General features: G+C 69.7%; 14 protein-coding genes. 6 read left to right on the top strand and 8 right to left on the bottom strand.

Annotated features, from left to right (window positions below; translation table 11 throughout):
* The first annotated feature begins 22 nt into the window (after positions 1-22).
* On the top strand, positions 23-997 hold the full coding sequence (locus ACWCQ1_RS36920; RefSeq protein WP_358609454.1) for a trypsin-like serine peptidase: 975 nt from the start codon (positions 23-25) through the stop codon (positions 995-997).
* On the opposite strand, the gene ACWCQ1_RS36915 is transcribed toward ACWCQ1_RS36920, so the two are convergent.
* Entirely contained in the window at positions 949-1626 is a 678-nt protein-coding gene (locus ACWCQ1_RS36915) for a TetR/AcrR family transcriptional regulator (RefSeq protein ID WP_451028338.1), read from the bottom strand. The two genes, ACWCQ1_RS36920 and ACWCQ1_RS36915, sit on opposite strands and share 49 nt — an antisense overlap.
* Positions 1627-1834: 208 nt before the next feature.
* Here ACWCQ1_RS36915 and ACWCQ1_RS36910 point away from each other — a divergent pair, with 208 nt between their 5' ends.
* The 4 genes from ACWCQ1_RS36910 to ACWCQ1_RS36895 all read left to right on the top strand — a co-directional run bounded on the left by ACWCQ1_RS36910 (position 1835) and on the right by ACWCQ1_RS36895 (position 6098).
* Complete coding sequence (locus ACWCQ1_RS36910) at positions 1835-2815, top strand: tetratricopeptide repeat protein (protein ID WP_358609451.1); 981 nt, start codon at positions 1835-1837, stop codon at positions 2813-2815.
* Positions 2816-3439: 624 nt separating this feature from the next.
* Complete coding sequence (locus ACWCQ1_RS36905) at positions 3440-4072, top strand: DUF6230 family protein (RefSeq protein ID WP_133044718.1); 633 nt, start codon at positions 3440-3442, stop codon at positions 4070-4072.
* A gap of 132 nt (positions 4073-4204) precedes the next feature.
* Positions 4205-4765, top strand: coding sequence for a DUF6114 domain-containing protein (locus ACWCQ1_RS36900; RefSeq protein ID WP_133044719.1), 561 nt, complete (start codon positions 4205-4207; stop codon positions 4763-4765).
* Positions 4755-6098, top strand: coding sequence for a hypothetical protein (locus ACWCQ1_RS36895; RefSeq protein ID WP_451028337.1), 1344 nt, complete (start codon positions 4755-4757; stop codon positions 6096-6098). The genes ACWCQ1_RS36900 and ACWCQ1_RS36895 overlap by 11 nt, the downstream gene beginning before the upstream one ends.
* A 98-nt stretch (positions 6099-6196) precedes the next feature.
* Here ACWCQ1_RS36895 and pyk read toward each other — a convergent pair whose 3' ends face one another.
* The 3 genes from pyk to pta form a co-directional block, all read right to left on the bottom strand.
* Positions 6197-7624, bottom strand: coding sequence for a pyruvate kinase (gene pyk, locus ACWCQ1_RS36890; RefSeq protein WP_133044721.1), 1428 nt, complete (start codon positions 7622-7624; stop codon positions 6197-6199).
* 95 nt (positions 7625-7719) lie between these two features.
* Positions 7720-8925 (bottom strand): acetate kinase, encoded by a 1206-nt coding sequence (locus tag ACWCQ1_RS36885; RefSeq protein WP_358609443.1) that lies wholly within the window; start codon positions 8923-8925, stop codon positions 7720-7722.
* Positions 8922-11012 carry a phosphate acetyltransferase gene (gene pta, locus ACWCQ1_RS36880; protein ID WP_451028336.1) on the bottom strand — a complete coding sequence of 697 codons (2091 nt, stop codon included), beginning with the start codon at positions 11010-11012 and terminating at the stop codon, positions 8922-8924. The genes ACWCQ1_RS36885 and pta overlap by 4 nt, the downstream gene beginning before the upstream one ends.
* A gap of 241 nt (positions 11013-11253) precedes the next feature.
* Here pta and ACWCQ1_RS36875 point away from each other — a divergent pair, with 241 nt between their 5' ends.
* Positions 11254-12279 (top strand): ATP-dependent 6-phosphofructokinase, encoded by a 1026-nt coding sequence (locus ACWCQ1_RS36875; RefSeq protein WP_133044724.1) that lies wholly within the window; start codon positions 11254-11256, stop codon positions 12277-12279.
* A gap of 53 nt (positions 12280-12332) precedes the next feature.
* Here ACWCQ1_RS36875 and ACWCQ1_RS36870 read toward each other — a convergent pair whose 3' ends face one another.
* The 4 genes from ACWCQ1_RS36870 to ACWCQ1_RS36855 all read right to left on the bottom strand — a co-directional run bounded on the left by ACWCQ1_RS36870 (position 12333) and on the right by ACWCQ1_RS36855 (position 16560).
* Positions 12333-13082, bottom strand: coding sequence for a helix-turn-helix domain-containing protein (locus ACWCQ1_RS36870; protein ID WP_451028355.1), 750 nt, complete (start codon positions 13080-13082; stop codon positions 12333-12335).
* Positions 13083-13394: 312 nt separating this feature from the next.
* Positions 13395-14234, bottom strand: coding sequence for a carbohydrate ABC transporter permease (locus ACWCQ1_RS36865; RefSeq protein ID WP_358609434.1), 840 nt, complete (start codon positions 14232-14234; stop codon positions 13395-13397).
* Positions 14235-14239: 5 nt separating this feature from the next.
* On the bottom strand, positions 14240-15190 hold the full coding sequence (locus tag ACWCQ1_RS36860) for a carbohydrate ABC transporter permease (protein WP_451028335.1): 951 nt from the start codon (positions 15188-15190) through the stop codon (positions 14240-14242).
* On the bottom strand, positions 15187-16560 hold the full coding sequence (locus ACWCQ1_RS36855; RefSeq protein WP_358609431.1) for an extracellular solute-binding protein: 1374 nt from the start codon (positions 16558-16560) through the stop codon (positions 15187-15189). Before ACWCQ1_RS36855 ends, ACWCQ1_RS36860 begins: the two co-directional genes overlap by 4 nt.
* Positions 16561-16683 lie beyond the last annotated feature (123 nt).

Below are 16683 nucleotides of genomic sequence, written 5' to 3'. Positions count from 1 at the left end.
CCGACCGCTAGGGGACCTGACGGTGCGTAGGCTGTTCAGACCGAGGGCCGTCAAGGGCGCCCTCGCGATCGCGGCGGCCCTGCTGCCGTGCGCGTGGTTCGCCCCGCTGGCCTCCGCCCACGCGGGGCCGCCCACGCCCAACCCGGTGGCCGAGCGGCTCGACGCCTACTGGACCGCGGACCGGCTGGTGGCCGCGCTGCCCAGCGACACCGCCGACGACGACGCGCAGACCGTCTCCGCCAAGGTCGACGGCCCCCGGCCCGGCGAGTACGTCCCGCCCAGCCGCAGCTTCGACGGCATGCCCCAGGCCGGCACCTTCTTCTGGACCGACCCGACCGGCACCGGGCGCACCTGCAGCGGCTCGGTGGTGCGCAGCCCCGGCCACGACCTGGTGCTCAGCGCGGGCCACTGTCTGCGCAGCTATTCGGGCAGCTCCCCGCGCCGCAACCTCGCCTTCGTGCCGCAGTACCACGACGGACTCAAGCCGTTCGGTGTCTTCCCGGTCCGCGCCAACGGCGTCTACGTCTCCCGGCAGTACTACGACCTGGGCGAGGACGCGGGCGCCGAGTACGACGTCGGTTTCGCCGTCACCGAACCCAACCAGAACGGCCTGTCCCTGGAGGACGCGACCGGCGGCGCGGTGCGGCTGCTGACCGGGACCGGATACCGGCACGCCCCGGTGCGGATGATCGGTTACCCGGGGGGAGCCGAGAAGCCACTGGAGTGCTGGAGCTGGACCACCCGCTGGGACAGCGACGACCCAGCCGACCCGGGCAGCTATCTGCGCATCGCCTGCAAGGCGTTCGTGGACGGCACCAGTGGCGGGCCGATGCTGGTGCCGTGGTCGGGCGGCTGGGCGGTGGTCGGCATCATCGGCGGCTACCACACTGGGGGCAACACCCCCGAGGTCTCCTACAGCGCCTACTTCGGCGACAAGGTCCGGGCCCTCTACGACGACGCGGTGAGCGGAGCCCCGCCGGCCGGCCCGTCGTCCTGAGGCCGCCCCTCGGCGTCCGCTCCGAGGCCGCCCAGGAGCAGGGCGGTGAAGGCGCGCACCCAGTCCTCGTCCGCCGGGCGGCCGCTGACCAGGGTGCGGTGGACCACCGCGCCCGCCACCACGTCGAAGATCAGGTCGACCGTGCGGGCCGACTCCGCCGGATCAGGCTCCGGGGCCAGTTCGCCGCGCCGCTGGGCGCGGGCGCGGCCCTCCAGGACCAGGCGTTTCTGCCGGTCGACGATGGAGTCCCGGATGCGCTCACGCAGGGCGTCGTCGCGGGTGGACTCCGCGATGGCCGCCATCAGGCCGCTCTTGGCCTCGGGGCGGTCCAGGATCGCCGCGAGCTGCAGGACCACGCCCTCGATGTCGGCGACGAGGCTGCCGCGGTCGGGCAGGCGCAGTTCGTCGAAGAGCTCGGCGACCGCGTCGACGACCAGTTCGTTCTTGCCCGCCCAGCGGCGGTAGAGGGTGGTCTTCGCGACCCCGGCCCGGGTCGCGACGTCTCCCAGGGTGAGCTTGGACCAGCCCAGCTCCACCAGCGCCTCCCGGGTGGCCGCGAGGATCGCGGCGTCCGCCTCGGCGCTGCGCGGGCGTCCCGAGGCACGGGGGAGGGGGGTGCGGCTCTGCATCCCCCGACCATAACCGGCGGTTCTTGTGAGGCCGTGAGGGAGATCACCGGGGGGTGCTACCCAGGAGGCACCCGGTGCCATTACGCTACGACTCGTAGCGAAACCACGGGCGTGGCGTGGGGTGGGGACCCGGCGCCGACCACACGCGAGTTCGACCGGCTTTCACGGCGCTTTTCATTCACACGCGCGGACGGGGGAGGATAGACGCATGCAGCCACGGAACATGTCCATGAGCGGAGTCGTCGACCTCGCCGCGGTGAAGGCGGCCCAGGAGGCCAAGGCAAAGGCGGAGCAGGCGCGCGCCGAGGCCGCCCGGCAGGGCGGCGGCACCGGAGCCGTCTCTCCGGCCGATCTGGTGATCGACGTCGACGAGGCCTCCTTCGAGCGCGACGTCCTGCAGCGGTCCACCGAGGTGCCCGTCGTCATCGACTTCTGGGCCGAGTGGTGCGAGCCCTGCAAGCAGTTGAGCCCCGTCCTTGAGCGGCTGGCGGTCGAGTACGACGGGCGCTTCCTGCTCGCCAAGATCGACGTCGACGCCAACCAGATGCTGATGCAGCAGTTCGGCATCCAGGGGATCCCGGCGGTGTTCGCGGTCGTCGCCGGCCAGGCGCTGCCGCTCTTCCAGGGGGCCGCGGGCGAGGCGCAGATCCGGCAGACCCTGGACCAGCTGGTGCAGGTCGCCGAGGAGCGCTTCGGCCTCACGGGCCTGACGGTCGACCCCGACGCCGAGCCGGGCGGCGCCCCGGCGGGCGCGGAGGCGGTGCCGGCCGGGCCGTACGACGCCCTGCTCGAGGCCGCCGTACGCGCCCTGGACTCGGGGGACTTCGGCGGTGCCGTCCAGGCCTACAAGAACGTGCTGAGCGACGACCCCGGCAACCCGGAGGCCAAACTCGGGCTCGCGCAGGCCGAGTTGCTCCACCGGGTGCAGGGGCTGGACCCGCAACAGGTGCGCAAGGACGCGGCCGAGAAGCCGGCCGACGTCCAGGCGCAGATCGCCGCGGCGGACCTGGATCTGGTCGGCGGTCATGTGGAGGACGCCTTCGGGCGGCTCATCGAGACCGTCCGGCGCACGGCGGGTGACGATCGGGACACGGTACGTCTGCGACTGCTGGAGCTCTTCGAGGTCGTAGGGGCGGATGATCCGCGTGTGGCGGCGGCCAGGAGGGCGCTCGCGCGGGCGCTGTTCTGACCAGTCGCTAAACACCACGGCATGTGATGCCGGAGTGAAAGATTTGCCGACGGAACGTCAGTGCGGCCGCGCTTTACCAAATCTTGGTAATCGCGGCCGCTGTTACTACGAGTAAGTTACGGGCGTTGATCTGTCGGATTCTGTCCAACGATCAATAGCTTTGTCCCCGCCCCCTGCTGCACCCTCCGTCGCCACCCGAGACCTCTGGGTCGTGCTTCGGTTATCCGGCCGTTACTACCCAGTAACGAAGCCCCTTGTGCGGGCGGCGAGAATGCACCACGATCGGCGACGCTCGGTCCATTCCCGTACCCCGACAGCCGGTCGGGCCGCGGGAGTTCCTGGGTCCCCACCGAGCAGAGACGGCGCCAGGGTGTGCCGGCTCTTGGGCAGGGGGGTCTTCGTCCACTCGGCGAAGCCTGTCCAGCAAGGTTGTGCGTGATGCGTGTCAGGCGCGACCAGTGGTTGTCGCTCGGGGGTGATCGCCGGTGATCGGTGCGCGGTTCGCGCCTCCGAGTGCGGGCGCTCCCCTTCCCGAGGACGTAGCACTTCTCCCATCCCTGCCCGGACGAGCCGCCGACTGGGGGCCGCCGGGACCAGGAGATGTACGTCCGAGAAGGAGGAAATATGGAGTCCCAGGTGCGTGGCGGGACCAGATGGAAGCGGTTCGCTGTGGTCATGGTGCCCAGCGTCGCCGCTACGGCCGCGATAGGTGTCGCCCTCGCGCAGGGCGCTCTCGCCGCGTCCTTCAGCGTGTCCGGCCAGCAGTTCAAGGTCACGGCCGACCAGCTCGAAGGTGACGGGTTCGCACAGTACGGCGCCGTCGACTCGGGGTACACCCTCGACGGCCAGAAGACGGCCCACCCGGTCGCGGTCTCGGCGTTCAACTCCGCGACCATCAAGGGTCTGTGCCAGTCGGTCGTCACCCCGAACATCCCGATCATCGGCAACGTCAGCCTGATCCTGAAGGCGGGCGGCGGCGACAAGCCGGTCGAGGCGAGCAAGCTCTACATCGACCTCGACGACCTGAGCGCCGACGCGACGTTCACGAACATCGACATCGGTGTGGCCGCCAAGGACGCCAACAAGGGTCCCGGCATCAAGAGCGGTGACACCGCGAACCCGTACGGGTTCGCGCAGCAGGCCGATCACGCCTCGCTGACCGGCGTGAAGCAGACGGCGTGGGCGACCACCGCCGGAACCTTCAAGCTCAGCGGGCTGAAGATGTCGGTCCAGACGGGCACCCACGAGTGCTACTGAGCACTCGTTGACGGGCGGGGGAGCCGAAGGGCGCCCCCGCCCGTCCACCTTCCACCGACTTCTTCACACGCAGCACAACTCATCACCACAGCACCATCACCACAGCAAAGCCGCACCAGGGAGCTGTTTTCCATGAGCGCCGAGACTCCTGCCGTACCCGCCGGCCAGTTCAGTCGCCGGAGGGCGCAGTTCCGCGCCTGGCGGGGCACGCGGCCGTTCTGGGCCGGGCTCTTCGTCCTGCTCGCCGGTTTGCCGATCATGTACTTCCCGTACGCGCATCTCCAGGTCGGTCATCTGACGTTGGCGATGGCCACCACGGGCGGGGCCGGCTCCCTGATCATCGGCGTGCTGCTCGTCGTGCTGGGATTCAGCCTCTGGTTCCAGAAGCACGTACGGGTCTTCGCGGGCGTCGCGGCGATCCTGCTGGGCCTGGTCTCCATCCCGGTGTCCAACCTCGGCGGCTTCCTGATGGGCTTCCTGCTCGCGCTGGTCGGCGGGGCCATGGCCGTGTCGTGGGCGCCGGGCGTGCCGCCGGAGGAGCAGCCGGTGCAGGAGGACACCACGGCAGCGGGCGACGCCCCGCAGGCCCAGGACTCCGACACCACGCTCCTCAAGCCCGTGGTCGACGAGCCGAACGATCTGTCAGGAACGAGCCCGGCCAACGGGGCGAACGGGAGGCACAGTGCCGGCTGACGAGGTGACCCACGGGACTGATGTGGACGAGTCCCGTGTGAGAACCGGGCCGCGCCACGCGGCCCCCAGGAAGCCGCTGTTCACCAGGTTCCACATGCCCGCCGGCAAGGCGATAGCCATGGCGGCGATGCCGACGGCGGTCATCGTGGGAATGGGGTTCACGTCCTCGCTGGCCCTCGCCGACAGCGGTGGCTCCACCGCGACGACGAACAGCCAGAAGGCCGACGACTACAAGGACTGTGTCGCGGCCCTGGACGGCTCCTCGGCCTCGCCGTCGCCCTCCGCCTCGGCGAGTTCGAGCGACTCCGCCGACAAGGCCACGCCCTCGCCGTCCGCCTCGTCCTCGGCGGGCACGTCGAAGGACTCGTCGACCGCGGACTCCGGCAAGACCTCTTCGTCGGATTCAGGTTCCGACGACAAGGCCACGCCGACCCCGTCCGCCTCGCAGAGCAAGTCCTCCTCCGGCGACACCGCGACGACGCCCACCCCCTCGGCGTCGACGAGCAGCAGCACCGGTGGCGGCCTCCTGGACACCATCGGCGACACACTGGGCAGCATCCTCACGGGTGGCAGCGGCAGTTCGACGTCGAGCGCGAGCCCGACGCCGTCCCCCTCCGCGTCGTCCTCGGCGAGCGACACCAAGGACTCGTCCTCGGGCGCCGGCGTATCGGACACCGTCAAGGACACCACCAAGAAGGTCACCGACACGGTCGACGACACCGTGAAGGGCGCGACCGACGCGGCGTCCAAGGCGGCGGACAGCGCCACCACGGCGGCCGAGAAGGCGGCCCAGGCGGCCACGTCCTCCGCCAGCCCCTCGCCGAGCGCGAGTTCGAGCGCGGACGCGGCGAACTGCGACGCCGCCACCGACGCCACCAGCGGTGTCGACAACAAGGTGCCCGTGGCGAACGACCCCTGGTACCTCAACGCCAGCTCGCTGACGCTCAAGGGCGCCGACTACAAGGGCATCGTCGAGGTGAAGACGGCCGGAGGCACCGTCAAGAAGGTGCTGAAGTACGTCATCTCCGGCGGCACGGACATCGGTGACCTGCACCAGACGGTCAAGGACACGAGCCAGAACAAGACCTACCACGTGCAGGCCGGCAAGGGCACGACGTCCACGATCCGCGACGGCGACACCACGATGTACACGCAGTCCATCTCCGGGAACCTGTTCGGTCTGATCCCGATCACGTTCAGCCCCGACAACCCGCCGCCGCTGAACATCCCGCTGATCTACTTCACCAACGTCAAGGTCGTCCAGGCCGGCCAGTTCGGCGGCACGCTGCACGTGCCCGGGATGCATGTGTACACGACCGACGGAACCGGCTGAGCGCCGCCACAGGCCCGTTCGGGAGCCGCGCACGAACTGAGGGCGCCCCCTGATCCAGGGGGCGCCCTCAGCGCCGTACAACCGCCTTCACGGCGGCGTCAGTTGTTCGTGCCGCCGATGTGGTGCACGCGCAGCATGTTGGTGGTGCCGGGGACGCCGGGGGGCGAACCCGCGGTGATGATGACGATCTCGCCCGGGTTGAAGCGGTTGATCTTGGCGATCTCCGCGTCGACCATGTCGACCATCTCGTCGGTGGTGTTGACGAACGGCACCACGTGCGACTCCACGCCCCAGCTGAGGGTCAGCTGGTTGCGGGTGTTCTCGTCGGTGGTGAAGGCGATGATGGGCTGCTGCGCGCGGTAGCGGGACAGCCGGCGGGCGGTGTCGCCGGACTGGGTGAAGGCCACCAGGCCGCGGCCGCCGAGGAAGTCGGCGATCTCGCAGGCCGCACGGGCGACCGAACCACCCTGTGTGCGCGGCTTCTTGCCCGGCACCAGCGGCTGCAGGCCCTTGCTGAGCAGCTCCTGCTCGGCCGCGGCGACGATCTTCGACATCGTCTTCACGGTCTCGACCGGGTAGGCGCCCACGGAGGACTCCGCGGACAGCATGACCGCGTCCGCGCCGTCGAGGATCGCGTTGGCCACGTCGGACGCCTCGGCGCGCGTGGGGCGGGAGTTGGTGATCATCGACTCCATCATCTGGGTCGCCACGATCACCGGCTTGGCGTTGCGGCGGCACAGCTCGATGAGTCGCTTCTGCACCATGGGGACCTTCTCGAGCGGGTACTCGACGGCCAGGTCACCGCGCGCGACCATGACGGCGTCGAACGCCATCACGACGCCCTCCATGTTGTCCACCGCCTGCGGCTTCTCCACCTTGGCGATGACGGGGACCCGGCGGCCCTCCTCGTCCATCACCTTGTGGACGTCGGCCACGTCCTTGGCGTCGCGGACGAAGGACAGGGCGACCATGTCGCAGCCCATGCGCAGCGCGAAGCGGAGGTCCTCGACGTCCTTCTCGCTCAGCGCCGGCACGTTCACGGCGGCGCCGGGCAGGTTGATGCCCTTGTGGTCGGAGACGACACCGCCCTCGATGACGATCGTCCGCACCCGCGGGCCCTCGACGTCCAGGACCTTCAGCTCGACGTTGCCGTCGTTGATCAGGATCTGGTCGCCGCGGTCGACGTCACCGGGCAGGCCCTTGTACGTCGTGCCGCAGATGGTCTTGTCGCCCGGGACGTCCTCGGTGGTGATGACGAACTCGTCACCGCGCTCCAGCTCCACCGGACCCTCGGCGAAGGTCTCCAGACGGATCTTCGGGCCCTGCAGGTCGGCGAGGACGCCGATGGGGCGCCCGGTCTCCTTGGCCGCGGCACGGACGCGGTCGTACCGCCCCTGGTGCTCGGCGTGGGTGCCGTGGCTGAAGTTGAACCGGGCCACGTTCATTCCGGCCTCGATCATCGAGACCAGCATTTCGTGGGAGTCGACCGCGGGGCCGAGAGTACAGACGATTTTCGAACGGCGCATGGGGCGATCCTATCGGTTTGTTTCGCCGCGGAATATTCCGTCTGGCGGAAGATTCATATGGGCGGAGCGGTGCTCATTTGCCGGTTACTGCTCGGTCACTTCTTTACGAGCGCGTAGACCTGTGTGGCGATTTCCAGTTCTTCGTCGGTGGGCACCACGGCGACCTTCACCCGTGCGTCCGCGGGCGAGACCAGCCGCGGCTCGTCGCCCCGTACGGCGTTCAGCGCGCCGTCCACCGCCAGGCCCAGGGTCTCCAGGCCCGCGACGGCAGCCTCCCGCACCTCACTCGCGTTCTCCCCGACTCCCGCTGTGAAGGCGATCGCGTCCACGCGGCCGAGTACCGCGTAATAGGCGCCGATGTACTTCTTCAGGCGGTGAATGTAGATGTCGAAGGCGAGCTTCGCCCCCTCGTCGCCCGCGTCGATCCGGCGTCGTATCTCCCGCATGTCGTTGTCGCCGCAGAGGCCGATCAGCCCGCTCTTCTTGTTGAGAAGAGTGTCGATTTCATCGATGGACATTCCGCCAACACGCGCCAAATGGAAGATGACGGCCGGGTCGATGTCCCCGGAGCGCGTACCCATCACCAGCCCCTCCAAAGGCGTCAGCCCCATGGAGGTGTCCACGCACGTCCCGCCGCGCACCGCGGACGCGGAGGCGCCGTTGCCGAGGTGCAGCACGATGACGTTGACGTCCTCGGGCGCCTTGCCGAGCAGCCTCGCCGTGGCCCGGGAGACGTACGCGTGCGAGGTGCCGTGGAAGCCGTAGCGCCGGATGCGGTGCTCGTCGGCGGTGGCCACGTCGATCGCGTAGCGGGCGGCGGACTCCGGCATCGTGGTGTGGAAGGCGGTGTCGAAGACGGCGACCTGGGGCAGGTCGGGGCGCAGGGCCCGGGCGGTGCGGATACCGGTGAGATTGGCGGGGTTGTGCAGCGGGGCGACCGGGATCAGCCGCTCGATCTCGGCGAGCACGGTGTCGTCGATCACGGTCGGCTCGGTGAAGGTCTTGCCGCCGTGCACCACCCGGTGCCCGATCGCGGCCAACTCGGGGGAGTCCAGGCCGAGTCCGTCCCTGGAGAGCTCCTCCGCGACGGCCTTCAGGGCGGCCTCGTGGTCGGCGACCGGGCCGAGAGACTCGCGGGTCTCTCCGCCGCTCGCGAGCGGCGTGTGACGGAGCCTGGAGGTCTCCTCGCCGATCCGCTCGACGAGCCCCGCGGCCAGCCTGCTGCTGTCCCGCATGTCGAGCAGCTGGTACTTCACCGACGAGGAGCCGGAGTTGAGGACGAGGACGCGGGTCGCGCTCACTTCAGGGGTGCCTTCTCTGCGGAGTTCTGCGCCTGGATGGCGGTGATGGCCACGGTGTTGACGATGTCCGAGACCAGGGCGCCCCGGGACAGGTCGTTGACCGGCTTGTTGAGGCCCTGCAGCACCGGGCCGACCGCGATCGCGCCGGCCGAGCGCTGCACGGCCTTGTAGGTGTTGTTGCCCGTGTTGAGGTCCGGGAAGATCAGCACCGTCGCCTGCCCGGCCACGTCGGACTCCGGCAGCTTGGTCGCCGCGACGGTGGGCTCCACGGCGGCGTCGTACTGGATCGGCCCCTCGATCTTGAGGTCGGGGCGCCTGGCCCGCACCAGCTCGGTTGCCTCGCGCACCTTGTCGACGTCGGCGCCCGAACCGGACGTGCCCGTCGAGTACGACAGCATCGCGATCCGCGGCTCCACGCCGAACTGCTCGGCCGTCGCGGCCGACTGGATGGCGATGTCGGCGAGCTGCTCGGCGTCCGGGTCGGGGTTCACCGCGCAGTCGCCGTAGACGAGCACCTTGTCGGTGAGGCACATGAAGAAGACCGAGGAGACGATGTCGGCGTCCGGCTTCGTCTTGATGATCTCGAAGGCGGGCCGGATGGTCGCGGCCGTGGAGTGGACCGAGCCCGAGACCATGCCGTCCGCCAGGCCCTCCTGGACCATCAGCGTGCCGAAGTAGTTCACGTCGCTCACCACGTCGTACGCCAGCTCCACCGTGACGCCCCGGTGGGCGCGGAAGGCGGCGTACTTCTCGGCGAAGGAGTCGCGCAGCTCGCTGGTCGCCGGGTCGATCAACCGGGTCTCGCCCAGGTCGATGCCGAGGTCGGCGGCCTTCTTGCGGATCTGGTCCACCGGTCCGAGCAGGGTCAGGTCGCACACGCCCCGGCGCAGCAGCACCTCGGCGGCGTGCAGGACGCGCTCCTCGGTGCCCTCCGGCAGCACGACCCGGCGCTTGTCGGAGCGGGCCTGCTCCAGCAGCTTGTGCTCGAACATCATCGGGGTGAGGCGGTCGCTGCTCGGGGCGGAGACCCGCCGGATGAGGTCGGCGGTGTCGGCGTACCGCTCGAAGAGGCCGAGTGCGGTCTCCGCCTTGCGCGGGGTGGCCGCGCTCAACTTCCCCTCCAGGGAGAAGAGTTGCTCGGCGGTGGGGAAGCTCATGCCGGGCACCGAGAGCACCGGCGTGCCGGGCGCCAGACGGGCGGCCAGGGTGAGGACGTCGTCGTCCGGCACCTCGCCCAGGGTGAGCAGCAGGCCGGCTATCGGCGGGGTGCCCGCGCTGTGCGCGGCGAGCGAGCCGACGACCAGGTCCGCGCGGTCGCCCGGGGTGACCACGAGACAGCCCGGGGTCAGGGCGCCCAGCAGCTTGGGCAGCATCGCCCCGCCGAAGACGAAGTCGAGGGCGTCCCGCGCCAGCCCCGAGTCGTCGCCGAGCAGCACCCGGGCGCCGAGGGCCTGGCTGATCTGCCAGACCGTGGGCGCGGAGAGCGCGGGCTCGTCCGGTACGACGTAACAGGGCACCGGCAGCCGGGTGTCGAGCTGCCGGGTCATCTCGTCCCGGTCCTCGGGCGCGACCCGGTTGGTCACCATCGCCAGCACGTCGCAGCCGAGCCCCTCATAGGCGCGGTAGGCGTTGCGGGTCTCGGCGAGCACGGCCTCGGCGGGCTGCTTGCGGCCGCCCACCACCGGGATCACCGAGGCGCCGAACTCGTTGGCGAGCCGGGCGTTGAGGGACAGCTCGTCGGGCAGCTGGGTGTCGGCGAAGTCGGTGCCGAGGACCAGGACGACGTCGTAGTCCCGGGCGACGACGTGGAAGCGGTCCACGAGCGTGGACACCAGCTCGTCGGTCCCGCGCTCGGCCTGCAGTGCGGAGGCCTCGTGGTAGTCCATGCCGTAGACCGTGGCCGGGTCCTGGGAGAGCCGGTAGCGGGCGCGCAGCAGCTCGAAGAGACGGTCGGGACTGTGGTGGACCAGGGGCCGGAACACCCCCACCCGGTCGACCTGCCGGGTCAGCAGCTCCATGACCCCCAGCTCGACGACCTGGCGGCCGTCGCCGCGATCGATACCGGTCACGTACACGCTGCGCGTCACGCGTGCTCTCCGTTTCGTCTGGCGTTCGTCTGGCGCCGGTACAGACATCGCCCGTCGGGGCGAGCGGAACCCCCTTGACAATACCCTCGGCGCTGGATAAGGCGCCCGTCAGGGCGGGGGGCCGCCCCTTCAGGACACCTCGGCCATCCGGGTGATAAGGGACACAACGGACTTGGCCGTGGAGCATGAAACAATCGGATCTGCTCACCGGTACCGAGACCGAGCAGGAGACGACAGCACGATGCGCATCGGAGTTCTCACCGCAGGCGGCGACTGCCCCGGCCTGAACGCCGTGATCCGCTCGGTCGTGCACCGGGCGGTGGACCACTACGGCGACGAGGTGATCGGCTTCGAGGACGGTTACTCGGGCCTGCTGGACGGCCGCTACCGCACCCTCGATCTCGAGTCGGTCAGCGGCATCCTGGCCCGCGGCGGCACCATCCTCGGCTCTTCCCGCCTGGAGCGCGACCGGTTGCGCGAGGCCTGCGAGAACGCCTCCGACATGATCCACGAGTTCGGCATCGACGCGCTGATCCCGATCGGCGGCGAGGGCACGCTGACGGCGGCGCGGATGCTGTCGGACGCCGGTCTGCCGGTGGTGGGCGTCCCGAAGACCATCGACAACGACATCTCCTCCACGGACCGCACCTTCGGCTTCGACACCGCGGTCGGTGTCGCCACCGAGGCGATGGACCGGCTGAAGACCACCGCCGAGTCCCACCAGCGGGTGATGGTGGTCGAGGTCATGGGCCGGCACGCGGGCTGGATCGCCCTGGAGTCCGGCATGGCGGCAGGCGCCCACGGCATCTGCCTGCCCGAGCGCCCCTTCGACCCGGCCGACCTGGTCAAGATGGTCGAGGAGCGCTTCGCCCGCGGCAAGAAGTTCGCGGTGGTCTGTGTCGCCGAGGGCGCCCACCCCGCCGAGGGCACCATGGACTACGGCCACGGCGAGATCGACAAGTACGGCCACGAGCGCTTCCAGGGCATCGGCACCGCGCTGGCGTACGAGCTCGAGCGGCGCCTCGGCAAGGAGGCCAAGCCGGTCATCCTCGGCCACGTCCAGCGCGGCGGCGTCCCCACCGCCTACGACCGGGTGCTCGCCACCCGCTTCGGCTGGCACGCCATGGAGGCGGCGCACCGGGGCGAGTTCGGGAAGATGACGGCGCTCAGGGGCACCGACATCGTGATGGTGCCGCTGGCCCAGGCGGTGACGGAGCTGAAGACGGTGCCCAAGGACCGGATGGACGAGGCGGAGTCGGTCTTCTAGGCCCTCCCCTGTCAGACCCTTCGGGGGTCATTCGGTGTTGTCCTGGACGGGGGCTATGGGGTGTTGTCCTGGACCGCGGCCCAGAAGTGGTCGACGATCCGGTCCAGGAAGTCCCGCCCCGCGTCGCCGGCCGTGTTCGCCGCGCCGCCGTCGCCCCAGCTCAGCGAGGCGACCATCTGCCCCTGGTAGTCCTGGTGGAGCTGCTGGAGGGAGTCCTCCAGCAGCCGCCGGTCCAGCGGTACCGCCTTGGCGACCGGCCGGACGTACGCTTGCCAGCGCGTGGTCACCGCGCCGCGCAGCATCTCGGCCAGCTTCGTCTCCCGCCCCGTGACGGTGATGTAGTCCGGCAGCGACAGGTCGAGCAGCTCGGCGAGGGCGGTGGACTGGCGGTCGTTGCCGCGCCAGGTGCAGTGTTCCTCCATGTGGAGGTAGGCGGGCAGTTCGAGCCCGACGAAACGCGCCACGTTCTCGGGTGCCAGGCCACGGGCGATGCGGTGCTCGCGCAAGGTCCGCGGCTTCCCGATCAGTTCACCGGGGGAGCACCACAACACGCCCGCGAGGGCGGAGAGTTCGGCGTTCGTCGGGAACAGGGTCCCGCGCTCCCAGGAGGTCACCAGGTCCGCGGTCACGTAGGGCAGTCCGAAGGAGACGCGCATTCCGTAGGCGACGTGCTCGGGGCCCATGTCGAGGGCCGTGCGCAGCCGGCGGGCGGCGATGGCGTTGAAGGGCGGGGCGGGCTGAAGGGGACGAGTGGAGTGGTTCGGGCGGTTCGGGCGGGGCGACGGTGGGTGCACGCGCCACAACGTAGGGGCGCGGGAGTGCACTGACTACGGTCTGTTCGGCCAGGAATACGGATTGTAGGAAGGTACGGCTGTGCGGCGTTCCGGGGTCGGTGGAGCGCGCAGGCTGGCAAGGTAGAGGGGCATATGCCCGAATGCCACCCGTCACCGCCCGCTGACACCTGACCGGGATCGGCCCTGACGACGCTCCCCGGACCTCGCGCCTGTGGACGGAGCTCGAAGAAACGTGCGTCAGGGCCGGTAGCATGGCCCACCGGGCGGTCGAGCCGAACCCGCGGCTCAATCCCGACGTTCCGCTCGGCCCCGGCAAGCGGCTCACCCCTTGACCGCGCCGCCCAGGGCGAAGCCTCCTCCCAGCCGCCGGGCGATGAGCACGTACAGCAGGATCACCGGCGTCGAGTAGACGATCGAGAACGCCGCCAGCTGCCCGTACGCCACCATCCCCCGGTTGCCGAAGAACTCGTTGATGCTCACGCTCGCCGGCATCTGGTCCGGTGTGAGCAGCAGCATGAACGGGACGAAGAAGTTGCCCCACATCACGACGAAGGAGAAGACGGTGACGACCGCCACTCCCGGGCCCATGAGGGGGAGCACGATCCGGACCAGGGACTGCATCGAGGAGGCCCCGTCCGTCCACGCGGCCTCCTCCAACTCCTTCGGCACCCCGTCCATGAAGTTCTTCATCAGCCAGATGGCGAAGGGGAGTTGGGAGGCGGCGAAGAAGAGGATGGTGCCCTGCATGGTGTCGATCAGGTTCACCCGGACGAACAGCGCGTACACCGGGACCATGATCGCCGTGATGGGCAGGCTTGTCGCGAACAGGACGGTGAGCAGGAAGGGCCGGTTCAGACGCGAGCGGAAACGGGAGAGCGGATAGGCCGCAAGGGCCGCGCACACCACCGTGAGCAGCGTCGCCCCGCCGCACAGGATCAGGCTGTTGAGCAGCGGGGTGAAGGTGATGTCCTGCTTCAGGATCGCGTCGAAGTTGGACCAGGTGACGCCGTCGGGCGCCTTCACCCTGAGGTCCGCGTGCGGGTCCACCGAGGAGAACAGCACCCAGACCAGGGGCAGCGCGAAGGCGGCGGCGACCGCCAACAGGCCCGCGTCGGCGGCCAGTCGGCGGCTGCGGCGGCGGTCGGAGAGAGTGAGGGCCATGGCGGTCAGACCTCCGTCCGCAGCAGGCGCAGATAGACCAGCGAGAACAGCGAGCCGACCAGCAGGAGCAGCAGGGCCACCGCGGTGCCGTAGCCGATCATGCTGTTCTGGAAGGCCTGTTCGTACATGAACAGGGGAAGGGTCTGGCTCTTGTTCCCGGGACCGCCCCTCGTCATCACCCAGATCAGTCCGAAGACCGACAGGGTCTGCAGGGTGTTGAGCATCAGGTTGGTGCCGATGGAGCGGCGGATCATCGGCAGGGTGATGTGCCACATCCGGCGCCAGCCGCCCGCGCCGTCGACCTCGGCCGCCTCGGTGACCTCCTTCGGGATCTCGTTCAGCGCGGCCGAGTAGACCAGCATCGAGAAGGCCGTGCCGCGCCAGACGTTGGCGAAGGACACCGCGAGGATCGGCAGGGTGAACAGCCAGTTCTGGGAGGGGAGATGGAGCAGGTCCAGGATGGCGTTCAGGGTGCCCTCGCGGCGGAAGAAGGCGTACAGCAGGAAGCCGGCGACGACCTCCGGCAGTACCCACGCCGTGATCACGACACCGCCGGTGAGGGTGCGCACGGGCTTGGACGCCCGCTGCATCAGGGCGGCGAGGGCCAGTCCCAGGGTGTTCTGCCCCAGCAGGGACGAGATGACCGTGAACACGAGGGTCAGCCATACGGCGTTGAGGAACTCCTCGTCCCTGAAGGCCTCACGGAAGTTGGCGAGACCGACGAAGGAGGAGTGGGCCTGCCCGGTGAGCTGGAGGTCGGTGAAGGCGATGTAGGCGCAGTAGGCGATGGGGCCGGCCAGGAAGAGCAGCAGGAGGACGACGGCGGGGGACAGGGGGAGGAGGCGGGCGAGGGCACGGCGCGTCTGCCGGCGGGGCGGCGGGGAGGCCGCCGGGCGCGAGGGCGACTCGGCCGCCCTCGGGCTCGGCGCGTGCGCGGGCGGCGTCGCGGCGGTCACTTCTTGACGACCTGGTTGTCGGTGGCGTCCCCCAGGGCGTCGTCGTAGCCGCTCGCCGCCTTGTCGACGGAGAGATCACCCGTCGTGACGCCCTCCATCGCCTCCTGGATGGCGGTGGACACCTTCGGGTACGCCGGGTAGGCGGGCCGGTAGTGCGTGCTCGCGACGAGATCCGTGAAGAACTTGATGCCGGGCTGGGCGCTCGCGTACGACGGGTCGCTCGCGACGTCCTTGCGTACGGAGATGCCGGAGTTGGCGATGTACCACTTCTCGGCGTTGGCCTTGGTCTGCATCGTCCTGACGAAGTCGAAGGCGAGGTCGGGGTTGCCCGCCTTGGCGGGGATCGCCCAGGTCCAGCCGCCGGACATGCTCACCTTGCCGGGGGCCTGGCCGTGCTGGGTGGGCATGTACGCGAGGCCCAGCTCGCTCGACCACCGCGGCCATTCGTGCCCGCTGCCCTTCAGCCAGGCCTGGGGGAGCCAGGAGCCGTCGAGGGCGATGCCCAGCTTGCCCTTCGGCAGCAGATCCCCGGCGACGATGGTCTGGATGTTGGGGTCGAGGGCGTCGGAGACGTCCGGGCCGAGCTTCTCCTTGTAGACGGTCTCGACGAACCGCAGCGCGTCCTTGAAGCCCTGGCTCCCGGCGATCCACTTCTTGGACGCCTTGTCGTACAGCGGGTCCGTCGTCCCGTCGTTCGTGCCGTAGAGCAGCATCTCGAAGGTCTGCATCGTGGCGGCCTCGCCCGCGGGCTTGCCGGTGTAGAGGTTGATCGGCGTGACACCCGGGACCTTCTTCTTGACGGCGCGGGCCGCGGCGAGGACGTCGTCCCAGTTCTTCGGCTGCCAGTCGGCGGGCAGCCCCGCCCGCTTGAAGATGCCCTTGTCGAACCAGAGCCCCCGGGTGTCGGTGCCGTCCGGGACGCCGTACGTCTTTCCGTCCTCGGCCTTCGCCGCGGCCTTCGCGGTGCCGATGAACTGGTTCCAGTCGGGCCACTTGGCCAGGTAGGCGTCCAGGGGCTTCAAGTACCCGCTGGTGATGTCGGAGTTGATGAGGAAGGTGTCCTCGTAGACCAGGTCCGGGGCGGTCTTCGGCGAGCGGAGCATCTGCTGCAGCTTGGTGTAGTACTCCGAGTCCGGGGCCTTGATCGGGACGAGCTGGACCTTCTTGCCGGGGTAGCGCTTCTCGAACTGCTTCTTGATGTCCGCGAGATAGTCGTCCATCACACGGATCGAGTTGTCCGTGGACTGCTTGAAGGAGATCTTCACGGTGTCCGGACTGCTGCCGGAACCGCTGCCGCAGCCGGTGAGGGCGCCTGCGGCGAGAGCGGTGGAGAGGAGGGCGGTGATGGCGGCGGTGGGGCGCACGGGCATGACCTCCTGCGGGCCTACGTCGTTGTCGGCCGAGATGGTTGCCCGGTGAAGGTAGGAGGAGTGGTCTAGTCAGGTCAATGCGCCTGCAGGGTTGCGGTGTTGGGGTCGGGGCGGGTACGACGA

This window comes from Streptomyces sp. NPDC002144 (genome assembly GCF_053593695.1).
The sequence above is the reverse complement of the archived record's forward strand: the minus strand, read 5'-3'. Positions and strand labels throughout refer to the sequence as shown.

Bases quoted from the DNA above. Each gene is read 5' to 3' on its own strand.
- ACWCQ1_RS36915 (WP_451028338.1), bottom strand. From the start codon at position 1,626: ATGCAGAGCCGCACCCCCCTCCCCCGTGCCTCGGGACGCCCGCGCAGC.
- ACWCQ1_RS36910 (WP_358609451.1), top strand. From the start codon at position 1,835: ATGCAGCCACGGAACATGTCCATGAGCGGAGTCGTCGACCTCGCCGCG.
- ACWCQ1_RS36905 (WP_133044718.1), top strand. From the start codon at position 3,440: ATGGAGTCCCAGGTGCGTGGCGGGACCAGATGGAAGCGGTTCGCTGTG.
- ACWCQ1_RS36900 (WP_133044719.1), top strand. From the start codon at position 4,205: ATGAGCGCCGAGACTCCTGCCGTACCCGCCGGCCAGTTCAGTCGCCGG.
- pyk (WP_133044721.1), bottom strand. From the start codon at position 7,624: ATGCGCCGTTCGAAAATCGTCTGTACTCTCGGCCCCGCGGTCGACTCC.
- ACWCQ1_RS36875 (WP_133044724.1), top strand. From the start codon at position 11,254: ATGCGCATCGGAGTTCTCACCGCAGGCGGCGACTGCCCCGGCCTGAAC.
- ACWCQ1_RS36865 (WP_358609434.1), bottom strand. From the start codon at position 14,234: ATGGCCCTCACTCTCTCCGACCGCCGCCGCAGCCGCCGACTGGCCGCC.
- ACWCQ1_RS36855 (WP_358609431.1), bottom strand. From the start codon at position 16,560: ATGCCCGTGCGCCCCACCGCCGCCATCACCGCCCTCCTCTCCACCGCT.